17 protein-coding genes are annotated in these 17,200 nt (G+C 39.1%); 8 read left to right on the top strand and 9 right to left on the bottom strand.

The window, feature by feature from the left end; translation table 11 throughout:
- Window positions 1–79 precede the first annotated feature (79 nt).
- Window positions 80–1,348 carry an adenosylmethionine--8-amino-7-oxononanoate transaminase gene (gene bioA / locus ACHB7C_RS08980; protein WP_166696849.1) on the top strand — a complete coding sequence of 423 codons (1,269 nt, stop codon included), beginning with the start codon at window positions 80–82 and terminating at the stop codon, window positions 1,346–1,348.
- A 180-nt stretch (window positions 1,349–1,528) separates the two neighbouring features.
- On the opposite strand, the gene pgl is transcribed toward bioA, so the two are convergent.
- Window positions 1,529–2,515, bottom strand: a complete 987-nt coding sequence (gene pgl, locus ACHB7C_RS08975) for a 6-phosphogluconolactonase (RefSeq protein WP_042846613.1) — start codon at window positions 2,513–2,515, stop codon at window positions 1,529–1,531.
- Between the two features lie 287 nt (window positions 2,516–2,802).
- On the opposite strand from pgl, the gene ACHB7C_RS08970 reads away from it, so the two are divergent.
- On the top strand, window positions 2,803–3,621 hold the full coding sequence (locus ACHB7C_RS08970) for a pyridoxal phosphatase (RefSeq protein ID WP_395347048.1): 819 nt from the start codon (window positions 2,803–2,805) through the stop codon (window positions 3,619–3,621).
- A 65-nt stretch (window positions 3,622–3,686) separates the two neighbouring features.
- Here the strand turns inward: ACHB7C_RS08970 and ACHB7C_RS08965 are convergent, their stop codons facing one another.
- The 4 genes from ACHB7C_RS08965 to modA are packed head-to-tail and all read right to left on the bottom strand — an operon-like array spanning window position 3,687 to window position 6,530.
- Entirely contained in the window at window positions 3,687–3,995 is a 309-nt protein-coding gene (locus ACHB7C_RS08965) for a hypothetical protein (RefSeq protein WP_129466772.1), read from the bottom strand.
- Window positions 3,970–5,037 carry a molybdenum ABC transporter ATP-binding protein ModC gene (modC, locus tag ACHB7C_RS08960; protein ID WP_166685367.1) on the bottom strand — a complete coding sequence of 356 codons (1,068 nt, stop codon included), beginning with the start codon at window positions 5,035–5,037 and terminating at the stop codon, window positions 3,970–3,972. Before modC ends, ACHB7C_RS08965 begins: the two co-directional genes overlap by 26 nt.
- 1 nt (window position 5,038) lies before the next feature.
- The gene (gene modB, locus ACHB7C_RS08955; RefSeq protein WP_042846620.1) at window positions 5,039–5,728 is read right to left on the bottom strand and encodes a molybdate ABC transporter permease subunit; all 690 of its coding nucleotides are present in this window, start codon (window positions 5,726–5,728) and stop codon (window positions 5,039–5,041) included.
- 25 nt (window positions 5,729–5,753) lie between these two features.
- On the bottom strand, window positions 5,754–6,530 hold the full coding sequence (gene modA / locus ACHB7C_RS08950; protein WP_131680490.1) for a molybdate ABC transporter substrate-binding protein: 777 nt from the start codon (window positions 6,528–6,530) through the stop codon (window positions 5,754–5,756).
- A 278-nt stretch (window positions 6,531–6,808) separates the two neighbouring features.
- Here modA and ACHB7C_RS08945 point away from each other — a divergent pair, with 278 nt between their 5' ends.
- Window positions 6,809–7,840 carry an ElaD/SseL family deubiquitinase gene (locus ACHB7C_RS08945; RefSeq protein WP_166685368.1) on the top strand — a complete coding sequence of 344 codons (1,032 nt, stop codon included), beginning with the start codon at window positions 6,809–6,811 and terminating at the stop codon, window positions 7,838–7,840.
- Window positions 7,841–7,930: 90 nt separating this feature from the next.
- Here the strand turns inward: ACHB7C_RS08945 and ACHB7C_RS08940 are convergent, their stop codons facing one another.
- Window positions 7,931–8,083: an AcrZ family multidrug efflux pump-associated protein gene (locus tag ACHB7C_RS08940; RefSeq protein WP_004256731.1), complete on the bottom strand. Its 153-nt coding sequence runs from the start codon at window positions 8,081–8,083 to the stop codon at window positions 7,931–7,933.
- Window positions 8,084–8,298: 215 nt separating this feature from the next.
- On the opposite strand from ACHB7C_RS08940, the gene modE reads away from it, so the two are divergent.
- From modE to ACHB7C_RS08915, 5 genes are all read left to right on the top strand, one after another.
- Window positions 8,299–9,087 carry a molybdenum-dependent transcriptional regulator gene (gene modE, locus ACHB7C_RS08935; protein WP_129466774.1) on the top strand — a complete coding sequence of 263 codons (789 nt, stop codon included), beginning with the start codon at window positions 8,299–8,301 and terminating at the stop codon, window positions 9,085–9,087.
- Window positions 9,088–9,226: 139 nt separating this feature from the next.
- A complete protein-coding gene (gene modF, locus ACHB7C_RS08930) occupies window positions 9,227–10,696 on the top strand; it encodes a molybdate ABC transporter ATP-binding protein ModF (RefSeq protein WP_395347044.1) in 1,470 nt (489 codons plus the stop codon).
- Window positions 10,697–10,902: 206 nt separating this feature from the next.
- A complete protein-coding gene (locus ACHB7C_RS08925; protein WP_042846625.1) occupies window positions 10,903–11,730 on the top strand; it encodes a CPBP family intramembrane glutamic endopeptidase in 828 nt (275 codons plus the stop codon).
- Window positions 11,731–11,911: 181 nt separating this feature from the next.
- Window positions 11,912–12,664: a 2,3-diphosphoglycerate-dependent phosphoglycerate mutase gene (gpmA, locus tag ACHB7C_RS08920; protein WP_042846626.1), complete on the top strand. Its 753-nt coding sequence runs from the start codon at window positions 11,912–11,914 to the stop codon at window positions 12,662–12,664.
- Window positions 12,665–12,842: 178 nt separating this feature from the next.
- Window positions 12,843–13,583 carry a hypothetical protein gene (locus ACHB7C_RS08915; protein WP_042846627.1) on the top strand — a complete coding sequence of 247 codons (741 nt, stop codon included), beginning with the start codon at window positions 12,843–12,845 and terminating at the stop codon, window positions 13,581–13,583.
- Between the two features lie 63 nt (window positions 13,584–13,646).
- On the opposite strand, the gene ACHB7C_RS08910 is transcribed toward ACHB7C_RS08915, so the two are convergent.
- The 3 genes from ACHB7C_RS08910 to pnuC form a co-directional block, all read right to left on the bottom strand.
- Window positions 13,647–14,669: a hypothetical protein gene (locus ACHB7C_RS08910; RefSeq protein WP_198861178.1), complete on the bottom strand. Its 1,023-nt coding sequence runs from the start codon at window positions 14,667–14,669 to the stop codon at window positions 13,647–13,649.
- A gap of 361 nt (window positions 14,670–15,030) precedes the next feature.
- Window positions 15,031–16,086: a 3-deoxy-7-phosphoheptulonate synthase AroG gene (gene aroG / locus ACHB7C_RS08905; RefSeq protein ID WP_042846629.1), complete on the bottom strand. Its 1,056-nt coding sequence runs from the start codon at window positions 16,084–16,086 to the stop codon at window positions 15,031–15,033.
- Window positions 16,087–16,452: 366 nt separating this feature from the next.
- On the bottom strand, window positions 16,453–17,175 hold the full coding sequence (gene pnuC, locus ACHB7C_RS08900; RefSeq protein ID WP_042846630.1) for a nicotinamide riboside transporter PnuC: 723 nt from the start codon (window positions 17,173–17,175) through the stop codon (window positions 16,453–16,455).
- Between the last annotated feature and the right edge of the window lie 25 nt (window positions 17,176–17,200).

Below are 17,200 nucleotides of genomic sequence, written 5' to 3'. Positions count from 1 at the left end.
TTGAAAAAGTTGTTGCCAGTTTAAATATTGCGATTATCATGTCAACCAAAATGATCATAAAAAGTTGACGAAGATAAAAATGAACAATGCTGATATTACTTTTGATGCCAAACATATTTGGCATCCTTACACATCAATGAGCCAACCCATTCCAGCCTATCCCATTGTGGAAGCGCAAGGAGTCGAACTCGTGATGCCTGATGGAAAAAGATTGATTGACGGCATGTCTTCATGGTGGGCTGCAATCCATGGCTATAATCACCCTGAACTCAACCAAGCTGTTACCACTCAGTTGAGCAAAATGTCTCATGTCATGTTTGGGGGGATCACTCACCCACCAGCAGTAAATCTATGCAAACAATTAGTGGCTATCACTCCTGAACCACTGGAATGCATATTTCTCGCTGATTCAGGCTCTGTCGCAGTTGAAGTGGCACTAAAAATGGCACTGCAATATTGGCAAGCCAAAGGCGAAAAACGCCAGCGAATTTTGACATTACGCCACGGATATCACGGTGATACCTTTGGTGCTATGGCCGTTTGTGACCCAGATAATTCCATGCATGGACTGTACAAGGGGTATTTGCCCCCCCACGTGTTTGTGGAAGCTCCACAATGTGGTTTTAATGATGAATGGAACCCCGCAGATTTACATCCACTCGAAGCACAATTAGCAGAAAATAGCCATGAAATTGCTGCGATCATCCTAGAACCCATTGTTCAAGGTGCTGGGGGAATGCGCATCTATCACCCTGCCTATTTAAAAGGCGTACGTGATTTATGCGACCATTATGGCCTCTTACTAATAGCAGATGAAATTGCGACAGGATTTGGCCGCACCGGTAAACTATTTGCCTGTCAACACGCAAATATCTCACCTGATATTATGTGTATCGGCAAAGCATTAACTGGGGGTTATATGACGCTATCAGCAACCCTGACAACTCGCCATGTCGCCGAAACCATAAGCAATGGCGAGGCTGGTTGTTTTATGCATGGACCAACATTTATGGGCAACCCCCTTGCCTGTGCGGTTGCAGATGCAAACCTATCACTATTGCTCAATAGCCCGTGGCAACAAACCATCGCCAATATTGAGCTACAACTCAAAGCTGAATTAATGCCTTTGCGCTCTCACCCTAGCGTCGCAGATATACGCGTCCTCGGTGCCATCGGCGTTATTGAAATGAAGCAGCCAGTGGATACAGCGGCATTACAAAAGGTATTTGTTGAAAATGGCGTTTGGGTTCGCCCGTTCGGCAAACTGATTTATGTGATGCCACCGTATATCATCACTCCCGAGCAACTCAGTAAAGTGACGAATACGATGGCAAAAGTGTTGGGATAACACAATAAATTCAATGATAATCGAAGTGATCCTTACTGAGTTTTTAATTAGATAATCTTCTAAATACTTCGAGTTATAGCAAGGCGGCAATCGAGGGTATCTTGGGGAGCATACATAAGTATGTGACCCAAAAGTAGCCGAGTGAAGCCAACACCGCTATAGCTCGAAGTATGACGAAGATTAAAGGATGACTGAAATAACCCACATAGGGCCTTTCCCAACCGCATACCTTCCTATTTGCGTTAGTTTCCCTGTAATTGGGTCAATTTCAGAAACTGAAATATGGTCTGACTTTTGCCCACTGGAAATTAAAAAGCGGCCGGTGTTATCAATATTAAAACCTCTTGGATGCGCTTCTGTCGGGTAACGCGCTTCCAAAGTGAGTTCGCAGCCATCATCAGAAATAAGATAGTGGCTAATATAGCTTTCTGACCGTTCACTGGCATACAAATGGCGGCCATCAGGCGTCACATGGATATCAGCGGCCCAACGCTGGCTTTCATTTCCTGCAGGATAGTTTGCTAATGTTTGCATGGTGCGATAACGGGTAAACTTACGGTAAACACCAATGGTTGAGTCTAACTCATTGATACAGTAGATCACTTTCTCACTAGGGTGGAATGCAAGGTGACGAGGCCCTGACTGCGGTGCTGTCGTAATTTGATCCGCGGTCGCTTCAGTTAGATAGCCATTTTCTTGCAAATCAAACAGGCGAATATGATCTTCCCCTAAGCACGGCACCCAAAGCTGTTGATTATCAGTATCAACATGAGATGAATGAGGGTTACGCAACCCTTCAATAACCTGAACAACTTGGCTTGGAATGCCCTCTTTATTGATCGTCAATACAGATAAATTGTGTTGATGATAAGAAGGAACAAAGAGATATTTGCCATTGTTATCAAGTGATAAATGAACCGGTGTACCTGGAATGGATGTTTCCGCTTTTAAACGTAATGTGCCCTTTGGCTCAATTTCATAGGTCACAACACGAAAATTTGGGCGAACACCGATATAAAGGTGTTTTTTATCATGGCTTAATACCATTGGTTGTACCTGACCCGGTGTTTTTACTGTCTGTAAAAGCGTGAGTTCCCCAACTTCGTTCATCGACCATACGTGGATCTGCTGGCTTTCGGGGCTGGCAATATAAACAACCTGATTCATTCTGACTCCTTAATTCATGACAAAATACTAAACAGCATCTATAGTCCACTACATTGGCTTAACTATACCCTATATTAAGTAAATTGCTGCGAGTAAATAGCACCACCGTTTCAGCCAAAAGGATCGATAATAATGGTACTAAAACGGTTCAGTTAACGCTATGATGATAAAACATACTAAGCTAATTATTTTCGAATGGATAATTTATAGCTGTAATTAATTCATCTTCCCTCCTATCTTTATACTTGATTAAGATAGGCAACCTGTAAAATCACGTGGAGCCGTTTATGTCATACCGCGTTATTGCGCTCGATCTTGATGGAACATTGCTAGATCACCAAAAAAAAATCCTACCTGAATCTTTAGCTGTCTTACAGGAAGCTCGACGCCAAGGCGTTAAAGTTATCATAGTAACAGGTCGCCACCATGTTGCGATCCACCCGTTTTACCAAGCCTTAGACCTTGATACCCCCGCAATTTGTTGTAACGGTACATACCTATATGATTATTTGGGTAAAAAAGTGTTAAAGTCTGATCCGATGCCGCTCGACTCTGTCACTCAAATGATCGATAAATTACGTGGAACCGATATTCAACATCTAATGTATGTCGATAATGCCATGCTCTACAACGCACAAACTGAAGGGATTAAACGTACCTTAAATTGGGCGGAGTCATTACCTGTAGCACAACGACCAACTATTGAGTTTGTGGAAGACTTTGCTGATGTTATGCATGACTATGAATCTATATGGAAATTCGCCGTTAGCTACCCAGATACAGAACGATTAAAACAAGTCGTTCATGAAATTGAAACGGACTTTGGCTTAGACTGCGAATGGTCATGGGTTGACCAAGTGGACATTGGTCTCAAAGGTAATAGTAAAGGCCAACGTTTGAAAGAATGGGTTGAATCTCAAGGTATGACAATGCAAGATGTTGTTGCTTTTGGCGATAACTTCAATGACTTAAGCATGCTTACTACCGCCGGTTTAGGTGTAGCAATGGGCAATGCCGTGGATGAAATCAAACAACAAGCAAAACTGGTGACACGTATAAACACTGAACCGGGTATTGCCGAAGTCATTCGTAAGTACGTTTTATAAGCCATTAGCCGAATAAAAGGAGGCACACCGGCTCTTTTTATTCGGCTAGCTAATAATACGTTAGGCTATTGAGCAAGTAACTCTATTAATGTTTGTTCCAAAACAGGTAAAGCCGCACCATAAATCCGTGAGTTACGGCTAATTTGGCTCATTGAAAGTTCAGGTAATGCCTGACCAAAAAAACGGTTTTGCTGTTGAAAACTATCACAAAATGCAGCCCAAATTTGTGGGTTTTTCACAAATGGCCCTGAAACAATCAGCCGTGAAGGAAAAAATACCCGACAAATATTGGATGCTGCATGTGCCATATGTGAAATAGCTTGCTGCATTGTCGAATTATTTGCCTCACTATAGCTGACGAGAAAGCGAGACACTTTTCACCTGTGCAAACACCTTTCTTCCTTTACGAATAGAAAGCTCGTCCCTCGCCCAGCGGGTGATGCGAGCCCATAGATAATGTTCTTCACCTAAATCTAGCTTCACATCAACTTGCTCACCATCTTCAATCCATTCAATAACTTCTGCCGCTAAAATATTACGAATACTACTCACTTGCGGCTTTTCTAAAACCAAAGAAACATCCGAAGCATCGATACGTATACGTACTTCAGCCCCTTGCTGCGTTTCAACTCGCGGAACCCATAACTTTTGACCACCGACAATTACCGCTGTCATATCGTAATCAGGGTGTTGACTATGTACCTTTGCACTCACCACACTGCTCAATGTTTCTTGCTGTAACCAAGGACGTAATGCACTGCTCGCCCAGACGTCTTCTAATGGGCCAAATGCTTTAACTTTCCCTTGAGCCATTACAATGACTTTATCCGCTAGGCGCAATATTTCATCAAGACTATGACTGACATATAAAATAGGGATTTTAACATCTTGAGAAAGCTTTTCTAAATAAGGTAATAACTCACGTTTGCGGGGGAGATCCAAAGAAGCAAGGGGTTCATCCATCAGCAGAATTTCTGGCGCAGTTAATAAAGCACGACCAATCGCAACGCGTTGTTTTTCACCACCAGATAATGTTATTGGATAACGGTTGAGTAACTTTTCGATACCCAGCAACTCAACGATATCATCAAAGCGTGTTTTCATTTTTGGCGCCATGCCATAACGTAAATTACTTTTGACACGGTAATGTGGAAATAACCGCGCATCCTGAAAAACATAACCTATGTGACGCTGCTCTGGCGGTAAACAAATCCGTTTTTCGACATCAACCAATGTACGACCATTTAACACTATCCGCCCTTTATTTGGCTTAGTTAAACCGCCTATCACATTGATTAAAGAGGTTTTACCTGCACCAGAAAGCCCGAAAACCGCAGTAATGCTTTCTGTTGGTAATTGTGTATTCACTTCCAGCTGTAAGTCCCCTAACTTTTGGGAAAAGTCGAGTTCTAACATATCAGGCTACCCCCAAACGCTTTTTACCCCAACGGGTCAGCCATTCTGAAATTAATAATGAAATTAATGCAAGAACGATCGCAATAATACATAAGCGTGCAGCATCAACCTCTGCACCCGGCGTCTCAATTAAGGTATACATCGCTAATGGAATGGTTTGAGTTTCTCCAGGTATATTTGATACAAATGTAATCGTGGCACCGAATTCCCCTAAAGAACGGGCGAAAGCAAGCACTGTGCCTACAATGATACCCGGTAAAGAAAGCGGAATGGTGATGGTGAGAAAAACGCGCAATGGCGTGGCACCTAATGTTCTAGCCGCTTGCTCTAGCTTTCTATCTACCGCTTCTAATGCTAAACGAATTGCTCGTACCATCAACGGAAAAGCGACCACGGCCGAAGCAAGCGCAGCCCCTCGCCAACTAAAGGTGAAGCTAAAACCAAACCAGTTATATAACCATTCACCAATAAAACCGCGTTTTCCCATACTGATCAATAATAAATAACCCACTACCACTGGTGGCAATACCAGTGGTAGGTGGATAATACTATCGAGCAATGTTTTGCCAGGAAAATTACAGCGAACTAATACCCATGCAACTAATATCCCAAGCGGTAAGCTGAATAATACCGCTACGCTTGATACTTTTAGGCTTAAGTAAATTGCTTCCCATTCATAAGGACTTAACATCTGCAACAATATAATCTCTTAATGTTTATTTGGTACGTGGCTCGAAACCATAACGTTTAAAAACCTCAGAAGCTGCTGGAGTTTTCAGATACTCATAATAATCACGAGTCGCTTTATTATCTTGGTCTTTAACTATTGCCATTGGGTATTCAACAGGTTTATGCGTATCTGCAGGGAATACACCAACCACTTTTACTTTTTGGCTAGCGACCGCATCAGAACCATACACAATGCCTAAAGGTGCTTCTTGGCGTTCAACTAGTGCCATACCACTACGGACATTGTTAGTACGCGCTAACAGTGGATCAACCGTTTCCCATGCTCCTAAATTACCCAATGCTTCTTTAGCATAAATACCAACAGGTACATGATCAGGATCACCAACGGCTAAACGACCGCCATCTAATAATTTTTTCCAATCTGTTTGCTTATTGATTTCCACTTTATCCAATTTAGAATCTTTTGGTGCAATCAACACTAATTCATTACCTAATAATGTATAACGAGTATCATCCACCATCAATTTTTTATCAATTGCATAATCCATCCACTGCTGGTCAGCGGAAATAAATAGATTAGCAGGTGCTCCTTGCTCAATTTGACGCGCCAATGTTGAAGAAGAGGCATAAGATGCCACAACGTCTACTTTCGCCTCTTGCTTATATTGCTCAGAGATTTCATTCAGCGCGTTAGTTAATGAGGCAGCTGCAAAAACCGTTATTTTATCCGCAGCAAAACTATGGCTAGCCATAGTGAGTGTCAGTGTTGCACCCGCGAGAAGTGATACCAAACTTTTTTTCATTTTTATTCACCATAGTATTAATCAACACGCTATATATATCAGGATACAGCGATAACTTAAAGTCAAACTCGTGATAAAAGTGTGCTGGCTCAAGAAATGATGTAATTTTTCTGCATGTTATCCTAAATGGTAAAGAGACACGCCATGTTTTTAGTTTAAGAAGAATCGTTTTTGTATAGTTTATAACTTATTTCCCTTGTAACTTTATCGGCACAAATCGTGTGTCTTTGAATATTTCATTCAACTTTTTACAAGTATATAAAAGCAAAGGAGATAATATGGCAATTCAACCTACAGTACATTCTCCAACTAATGCTCATTACTCAGGCAGCTTAACCACTCAACAATTTTATGGGCTATTTGACAAAGATATTCCCCAAGAAACCTTAGATTCTTTAGCTAAATCGTCTGGAGAAGGGAACTTAAATAGTATTGATTTATTACATAACCTAGCTTTACGACAAGACAGTGTAGGAAAACAAGCACAAAATATCTTGTTTGATTTATTTAGCGGAAAATTGCCAGCGAAGAAAGGTGTAGATAAAGAAATACAAGAAACGAGCAAAGTTTTATATCAATCAGCACATCACCAAGCCGTATTGTCTAAACCATCTAAATTACTGTATATCATTGGCTCCGCATTAAACAATATTGCAGATAAATTAAGCCTAACGCGTTTATTTATGGAACCCGATAATATAAAACCGGCAGCGCCGAAACCACTCGCTGAGAGTAATTTATGGTGTGATAACCGAATGCAGCAAAGTGATGAGCTTTATTCAAACTTAATCAGTGATGATTATTTAGCTTTATTTTCAGTTAACTACCCTTTAGATATCAGCGAGGACAACGCGGCTTTGCTAAAAACAACTATTGAGGAAATAAAAAGACAAAGCAACTTTCTAAATAAGCCCGAAATATTTCCAATAAATACAGGGGCTCATTGGGTGCTATTTATGCTCTATCACGACGTCACTGACAATAAAGTTAAAAGCTTTGTTTTTAATTCATACCATCAATTACCATCGGAAATTAAGCAAACTATAACAGAATGCGCTAAAGAAGCTGGAATACAGAGCGACATTGAATATATTGAAGGGAATATCCAAGAAAATGTGCCAAATGGCTGTGGCCTTTTTGTCATTGAAGCCGTTAAACAACTCGCTGAAACAGCAACAAAAAATTATGTCGAAACACTGAAAAATTTCAAAAATAATTTTTTAGCGTTACCTTTAGCAGAACAACAACAATTTAACCAGTCTAGCCGCAGACAACTCTATGGAAATTACCATGATACATTATATCCATAGAGGGGAACTTGATTAAACGAAAAACTCCCTGATAACTCATTAAGCTATCAGGGAGTTTTATAATCCGTCAGAAAAGAAACTCGCTAAAAGTTACTTGTTCTCTGTATTGTGGTGATGTGGCACATGCGCTTTAGATAACAAGTTAAAAAACGCACCAAGACCATAAATCAGGCCCATGATTAAAAACATCACAACAGGAACCATCATCAGGGCGAAACCTAAACTTTTAATCAATTCTAACATAAAAAAGCCTCTTCAGTGATACTGTACCCACCAGCCTACAAGATACGCTGACGAGGGAAATTCGACTCTCAATTTTTTGATTATAAATCAAATCAAAATAATAACGCATAATAGCGTTATAATGGAGACTATTTTAGACAAAATATTATACTAACGACATACTAAACGTGCTTTTTACCTCTGTCACCACCAACCAAGCCGGAAGGGAGAAAAATATGCAGGCAGAAATCTTACTCACACTTAAATTGCAAGGCAGTTTATTCGCTGATCCACGCCGTATCGCGCTACTCAAACAAATTAAAGCGACGGGTTCTATCAGCCAAGGGGCCAAACTTGCAGGTATCAGTTATAAAAGTGCTTGGGATGCCATTAATGAGATGAACCAACTCACCGATGATATTTTAGTCGACAGAGCAACCGGTGGCAAAGGAGGCGGCGGTACGACATTAACCCATTATGGCGAAAGACTGCTCCAGTTATATGACTTATTAGCTCAGATCCAACAAAAAGCGTTTGATGTCTTAAAAGAAGATAACCTACCTTTAGACAGCCTGCTGGCAGCGATTTCTCGCTTTTCACTACAAACCAGCGCCCGTAATCAATTTTTTGGCACCCTTATCACTCGCGACCACATGCAAGTTCAACAGCATGTACAAATTCGTTTAGCGGACAATAGTACCGTGATTAATGCAGCATTAACCGAACAAAGTGCTAACCGTTTGGGGTTAGTTGAAGGTAAAGAAGTACTTGCTCTCATTAAAGCGCCTTGGGTAAAACTAAGCAAACAACCACAAGCAACCGAGTTCGATAACTGTTTAGCAGGTAAAATTACCATGTTAGAACGTGGTAAAGATAATAGTGAAGTTATTGTAACCCTGACTGGCGGGGAAACACTCTGCTCAACCCTGCCAAATAGCGAGGTTGATACACTGTCACTCAATGTTAATGATGCTATCACTGCCTTATTTAATGCAGACCAAGTTATTGTTGCCACCCTGTGCTAACCACCGCTGCTTACTTACCAAATAAGTAAGTAAGCATTTACCTTTTTTTCATCCTCCCACCTACAGTTGTTGACTTTATCTTCAATCCTGATTATTTGTGATAGATGACAAGGTAAATAAATGATGATAAGGAAGCTTAATGAGCTCAATAACTATACAACATGGCAGCTTTAAGCTCAGTGAAACACAAACACTTGAAATTCAACAACTCAATATTGAAAAAGGTGAAAACTGGGCTTTTATTGGTTCCAATGGCAGCGGTAAATCCTCTTTAGCTCGCGTGCTATCTAATGAACTAAAACCCCTTTCTGGTATTGTCACCAATACCTTTCTTTCCCCTATCCGCCTTTCCTTTGAACAGTTACAGAAAATTATTACTGAAGAGTGGCAACGTAATAATACGGATATGCTGAGTGAAGACGAAGAAGACACTGGATATACTGCGGCTGAGATTATTCAATTTAACCATAAAGATAATGAATATTGCCTAGAGCTTGCTGCTCGCTTTGGCATCAGTGACTTGCTCTCCCGTCGCTTTAAATACCTTTCAACAGGGGAAACCCGCAAGGTATTGTTATGTCAAACATTAATGGGTAATCCTGACTTATTAATCCTTGATGAACCCTTTGATGGTCTGGATGTCTATTCCAGAAGCAACCTCAGTGAATTACTCTATAGTTTGTCTGAAAAAGGCTTAACTTTAATCTTAATTTTAAACCGTTTTGACGAACTCCCTGAGTTTGTTGAAAAAATGGGGGTCGTCGCGGACTGCAAACTGTCCCTTTCAGGAGATAAAGAGTCAGTACTCGCTAACACGCTAATTAACCAATTACAGCACAGTGAAAAAATAAAATTACTATCGATTCCCGAAACGGAAGATCCGACTGCTGATGAAAAACTAGATGATACTGTTCCTCGTATCATTTTGAAGAATGGGACTGTTAGCTATAACGACCAACCTATTTTGCATGCCCTAAACTGGCAAGTTAACCCAAATGAACATTGGCAGATTATTGGCGAAAATGGGGCGGGAAAATCCACATTATTAAGCCTAATTACAGGGGATCACCCACAAGGCTATAGTAATGACCTCACCTTATTTGGCCGTCGCAGAGGTACAGGAGAAACAATTTGGGATATCAAACGCCATATAGGCTATGTCAGTAACAGTATCCATCAAGAGTACCGGGTCGCAACCAGTGTACTAAATGTCATTATATCTGGCTTTCATGACTCCATCGGCTTATATCAAGCCCCGTCTGACCGTCAAATTCAATTAGCTAATGAATGGTTAACCTTATTAGGTTTTTCAGCCCAAACTGCACAGCAACCTTTCCATAGCCTGTCTTGGGGGCAGCAACGTTTAGTCTTAATTGCGCGTGCTCTGGTCAAACACCCTGCAATGCTAATTTTAGACGAACCATTACAGGGGCTCGATGGGTTGAACCGCTTGTTAGTCCTTAGGTTTATTGATGTCATGCTAAGCCAAGGCAACACACAATTACTGTTTGTCACTCACCACCAAGAAGATGCTCCAGCCTGTATTACTCACCGGTTAACCTTCGTCCCTGATAGCGGAAAATACCGCTACGAAATTGATGAACTTTAAAATTTGATCACTTCGCCAATAAGCTCTATTTCGGATTTATTGGCGAAGTTAATCTAGTGATTAACCAACCAACCACCAAAATAATAATATAATGAATTGATTATTAATAATATTTTTATTTTTAATTCTTTACGATTAGCAAACTCATTAAAAATGATTAAACTCTGCCGCCCATAATAGTTTAAAGATTAATATAGGTATTATTTATGGCTTGGTTAATATTAGCCTCTTCACTTGCAACACTTGCTACGCATCGATTGATTTCATTCATACTGTTGTTGCTTGGGGTTGTTACCGCAGTATTGTCTGGAATTATGAGTTGGCCGGCCCTTTTACTTTGTATTGTTGTCGCAGCCGTTTCTTTTATTCGCATACACTACCAACACCATTTAGCGCTGAAAATAAGCAGTGAGATTGTGTTAATTGCCTGTGCTATAGGGCTATTTATTCACTTATTTCCTGGGTTTAATAACCTGAAATATCTCGATAAAGTCACCGTAGGCACACATAGCGCCCCTTTTACTATGTATTTTAATTTTGATAAGGCATTAGTCCCTTTTATTTTACTCGCCTGCTTACCAACGTTATTTGTCTGCCGTCCAGCCAAGCATGCAACTAAAGTTCAATGGGTACTGCTGGTTATTTCTGTGCCTCTTTTATTGCTGGTCGCGACTACTGCTGGCGGATTAGCCTTTGAATGGCATTTTCCTAGTTGGTTACCTGTTTTTGTGCTCTGTAATCTACTTTTTGTTTCACTAGCTGAAGAAGCGCTATTTCGTGGTTATTTACAACAAAGACTCACCCAATGGTTCGGTTCCCCTTACCTTGCTTTAATACTTACAGCTCTCTTATTTGGTGGGGTGCATTTTGCCGGCGGCCCACTCTTAATTCTCTTTGCGGCCATTGCAGGCTTAATTTATGGCTTAGCATGGATGTGGAGTGGAAAATTATGGCTTGCTGTATCGATTCACTTCGGGTTAAATTTAGTTCATCTGTTATTTTTTACCTACCCTGTAAAAATGGTAACTGGATAATAAAAAGGCAACTTTCCCCTTACAAACCAAATTATGGCTTGAATATTTCCATTGTTTATCCGTTTTTTGATTTGGTTTCGATAAAACGTAAGTTGCTACTAGCGTTCGAGTTGACTATCCCTATAATGTAGGTCAGCAATAATTCATTTTTAATTTGAGTGTACTGATAGGAGTTTTAGCTATGGCTGTAACTAAACTGGTTTTAGTAAGACACGGTGAAAGTGAGTGGAACAAAGAGAACCGCTTCACAGGTTGGACTGATGTAGAACTGTCTGATAAAGGTCGTGAAGAAGCAAAAATTGCAGGCCAACTGCTAAAAGATGAAGGCTTTGTTTTTGATTTCGCTTATACCTCAGTTCTAAAACGCGCTATCCATACTTTATGGAACATCCTTGATCAAGTTGAACAGCAATGGCTGCCAGTTGAAAAAAGCTGGAAATTAAACGAGCGTCATTATGGTGCTCTGCAAGGCTTAGACAAATCAGAAACTGCGGCCAAATATGGTGATGAGCAAGTTAAACTGTGGCGTCGTGGTTTTGCCATCACTCCACCAGATTTAACTAAAGACGATGAACGTTATCCTGGCCATGACCCACGTTACGCAAAACTTTCTGAAAAAGAATTACCGGTTACTGAAAGCTTAGCAACCACTATCGAGCGTGTTGTTCCTTATTGGGAAGAAGTGATCAAACCTCGCGTTGCTAGCGGTGAAAAAGTGATCATCGCAGCTCACGGTAACTCTCTGCGTGCCTTAGTTAAATATTTGGATAACATGGGTGAAGATGAAATTCTGAACTTGAATATCCCAACTGCGGTACCAATGGTTTATGAGTTCGATGAGAACATGAAACCTATCAAACGTTACTACTTAGGTAACCAAGACGAAATCGCGGCTAAACAAGCAGCTGTTGCGAACCAAGGTAAAGCGAAGTAATTACTTACTTTATCTATAGTACGAAAGGGTTAAGCCGTTTGCTTATCCCTTTTTCTTTTCAAAATACCTTTCATTTCCCCCTCTATCAAAAATAAAAAATACAAACAGTTAGTGTTAGAAATAGGAATAACGGATTATCATAGGGAAATACACATAAAAAGGTGCATAGAGCAAAGAAATGAACAAATTTAATATTTACGTGTGGGTAGGGCTGGTTCTTAGCGCGAGTATTTTGGGCTCACTCCTCTATATGATCAATGCAGGTGAGCTCGCCATTGATGGTTCAAATGGTGCAGCAAACCATGAATTAATGAAAACCTTGATGACGATTGCTTGCATCAGCTTTCCTATTCAAATTGTCAGCATGATGGTCATGAAATATAAACCAAGGCTCGCCATTGGCCTTGCTATCATCAGTAGCGTTGCACTCATGCCTATCACAATAGTGTTTGTCATGGGGATGATTTTTTCTGCGATCCGCTGGCGTTATCGCCAATTAGAGCCATTCGATACCACCATCAATATCGACTTTGCAACAAAAATCGAGTTTAATAAACGTAATAATCGTATTGTTGTCATTGCTCTAGGTATTATCAGTGTTGCCTTTATCTTACTTAGCCAAAGTTTAGGTATGTTTCTATTCGTCTTAACCATTTTCCTTGGTTATTTTGGCAAGAAAGCAGCTGATAGCGTTTATTTAGCCATTAAAGATGCACACTTGTATATTCGCCCAAATATTTTCGCTCATTGTTACCGTATTCCACTAAAAGACGTTACTTATACCAAGGGTGAAAAAGGGAAAGTGCATTTTAATGTGCAAACATCAAATGAGGTATTGCAGCTAACCGCTACTCCAGCAAATGCAACCCCTGAAGAGCAAAAGAAACTAGAAGAACTATTAGCCAAAATACCAAAGTAAAAGAGACTGCAATTTATTCGTCCCCTTTACCTACTTTAATATGTAGGTAAAGGGGATAATGACTTAAAATACTTTTATAGGGCTCAAGGGCGTCAGCGTTGATAATCTAGGAACTAAATTATTTATATTCATCGCCTCCATCAAGATAGTATTAGTAGCATTAAACACAGCCACAGCGCAAACTAAGCTCATTGAATCACTAGAAAAATCTTTTTCTACAAAAAACATATATTGAGCTTCAATAGAATATCTTTTTAAAGCATCCTCAGTATGAACAACTCTATATTGTAAATCTTCACGAGCCTGTTTCATGGCATTAATTTTACTTTCACTCTCTGTATTTCTTTTTTTACCCTGTGAAACCGCGTTCTCTTTCGAGATTAATTTATTATATTTCTGAATCATTTTTCTGGTGCCATCTAGGTCACTGATAAAATCAACACCATCATATATTTCATTTTCTTCAAACGATTGAATATTATTCAAAAACTCATTTAAGTTATCAACTAGCTCTTTATATGTGTTAGTTAATAAATTAACTTCACTATATTCTAACCCTTTTATATTTTCATTAGGTAGAGTTGAGTTAAACTCACCAACCAAATTTTTATCTAGTTCATCAACTACACAAATTGGCTCTTTTTTAATTATCTCATCGACCTCCATTAACTGTTTATACATATCAACTCTATTATCCTTTTCTACAATATATTCCTTCATTGCATAAATCATACTCTGATAATACCCATGAGCCGATTTAAGTTTCTCTATATGTTTATAAACAACTTTTAACGTATTTAGTTTTGATTCCAATTCTTTAGCATTACCCTGAGAATTTTTATTTTTAATCTCATATTTTTTTATCATTAACCCTATTTTATATTTTCTTTCTTTAATGGACTCATAGAGTGAATCTGATTTTTTTAGTGATTTTAACAATTGATAATTTAAGTTAATTTCATAATTTACTTTCTCCATAAAATTCTTAGAATTAGAATAACCAAGATCAACCGTGATACCATCTGATTTTTTATACTTAGTCGTTTGATATTTTAATTCTTCTCTAATTTCTTTCTTAATAATCATTTCATACTCCATTATGTTAGTTTTACAGGTGATATCCTTGCATCCATAAAATAACAAGCTATTACTTTACTATAAAAAAAACAAATTTTTATTTTATATAAATAAAAGAATTCAACAGAAAAATCACTTAAAATTAAAAAAAGGAAAAAAACATTAAACAATGAATTAATATAAAATTATATTAATAAAAACATCTATATTGTAATGGTAAGGTGTTTTTTGGTACAACCCTTTGATTCTATCTGCAAAACCGATAGTTTTTATTTAAGGTGCTAACCCAACTTAAATGGATTGATATCATAAAAAAAGCGAGTTTAATAAATAAACTCGCTTTAACTTTATTGAGTGAACGTGGTCTTGATTACTTGTTACGACGGGTAATCACTGCATCTGCTAATTGGCGTAATACTTTTTCTGTATCATCCCATCCAATACAAGCATCAGTGACACTTTTACCATAAATTAATGGCTCACCGGACTCTAAATTTTGATTACCCTCTACAAGGTTACTTTCAATCATAACACCTGTAATTGAGCGGTCACCATGACTAATTTGTTCACTTACATTGGTAGCCACTTCCATCTGTTTTTCAAATTGTTTACAGCTATTCGCATGGCTAAAATCGATCATAATACTGGGTGCTAAGCCGGCTTTTTCTAAACCTTCACAGACTTCTTTTACATGCTTAGCACTGTAGTTGGGTTCTTTCCCGCCACGCAAAATAATATGGCAATCAGGGTTACCACTCGTATTGACTATCGCAGAGTGCCCCCATTTGGTGACTGATAAGAAACAGTGGGCTGAACGGGCAGAGTTTATTGCATCAATCGCAATTTTAATCGTCCCATCTGTCCCGTTTTTGAAGCCAACAGGACAGGATAAACCTGATGCTAATTCACGGTGAATTTGTGATTCAGTGGTGCGAGCACCAATCGCTCCCCAACTCATTAAATCAGCAACGTACTGAGGGCTAATCACATCCAAAAATTCACCTGCGGTAGGTAAACCTTGGTTATTGATCGTTAATAATAATTCACGAGCTATACGTAAACCTTCGTTAATATCAAAGCTATGGTCCATTTTAGGGTCATTAATTAGCCCTTTCCAACCCACAGTTGTACGCGGCTTTTCAAAATACACTCGCATGACAATCTCAAGTGAATCTTTTAATTCTTCGCGTAGCTTACCTAAACGCTCTGCATACTCTAAAGCCGCTTTAGTATCATGAATAGAACAAGGGCCAATCACCACCACTAAACGATCATCTTTACCCGCTAAAATATTGTGGATTGCAAGTCGTGCTTCATGAACGGTAAACGCAGCTTTATCAGTTGCTGGAAATTTTTCAAGTAAAGCAATTGGTGGTAATAATTCTTTTATTTGTTTAATTCTGACGTCATCGTTCTGATAGTTCATACCCGTATATCCAATGTTTATTATTTTTTACTGTCGTTGATTTGCATGCCAAGTTTCTTCAAGTTACCCGCGCTAGAGCAAAGCATTAAGCAAGCAGATGAAAGCCTTCACTGCGCTTCAAAAGTTAACTGAAAATTGAAAAGATAATTAGCATCGAATTTTTAATCTAACTGTTCAACCGACGTCTGTAAACAGGCAAACGCACGATAAAACCATGGTTTTACCGTGGGCTGATTATAAAATGAGGTTTAATGTTGATATTTAGCACGATAAATAGGTTAAATACCGATTTTACAGAGCAAAAAATAACTAAAACGGCTAAACGACGATAATGTCACTTTAGCCGCTTTAAGCGATTTTTTCTGGTTAAGTTCGTGATATTGGTGAGGAGCCGTTCTCTTTGGCTGATTTTATCCAAAGCCTAGAGCCATTAACCGCGATACCTAATAAAATTAAGTATTCTAAAGACATTGCATAAACACCCTGAATAAAGAAAATCACGATACTAATCACGTTAATAATGACCCACAATAACCAGTTTTCAACATACTTACGCGTCATCAAGATCATTGCTACAACCGAAAGTACTGTCATTGCAGAATCCCAAAATGGAAATGCATCTGGTTCTATGGCTGGCATTGCTAAGTTTGCGCCAAATAAATTCAATAATTCAACGGCCCATATCGCTAACACACCAAATACAGCATCAATATTAAATGTTAAGTAAACGATAGCTAAAATAGAAACCACGAGTGTGACCATGGCTTTTGGGAAGCTCAACCAGCGAATTTTTAACTCCGCTTGTTGTGAGCTGGTCACTCGGGTCCATGCGTACCAACCATAAATATTCGCAACAAAGAAAAATATCTGTAAGAGCAGGTTTGCATATAATTGGATTTGAAAAAATATGACAGCAAACAATGAAACATTAATTAAACCAAATAGATAGTTAATCGTTTTTTCAAAACTAGCCAGTAAGATACAGAGCAGCCCTGCAACCGTCCCCACCGCTTCAATATAAGACAAATCATAAACAGAACCCCAAAGTGGGATTTGCACTAATGTATTGGCTGTACTAAAGAAATCCATCCCAAAACCCTTTATGATTGATAGT

It is taken from the genome of Providencia sp. 2024EL-00732 (genome assembly GCF_044006275.1).
GTDB classification, from domain to species: Bacteria; Pseudomonadota; Gammaproteobacteria; order Enterobacterales; family Enterobacteriaceae; genus Providencia; species Providencia huashanensis.
This window is presented reverse-complemented; position numbering and strand designations above follow the sequence as displayed.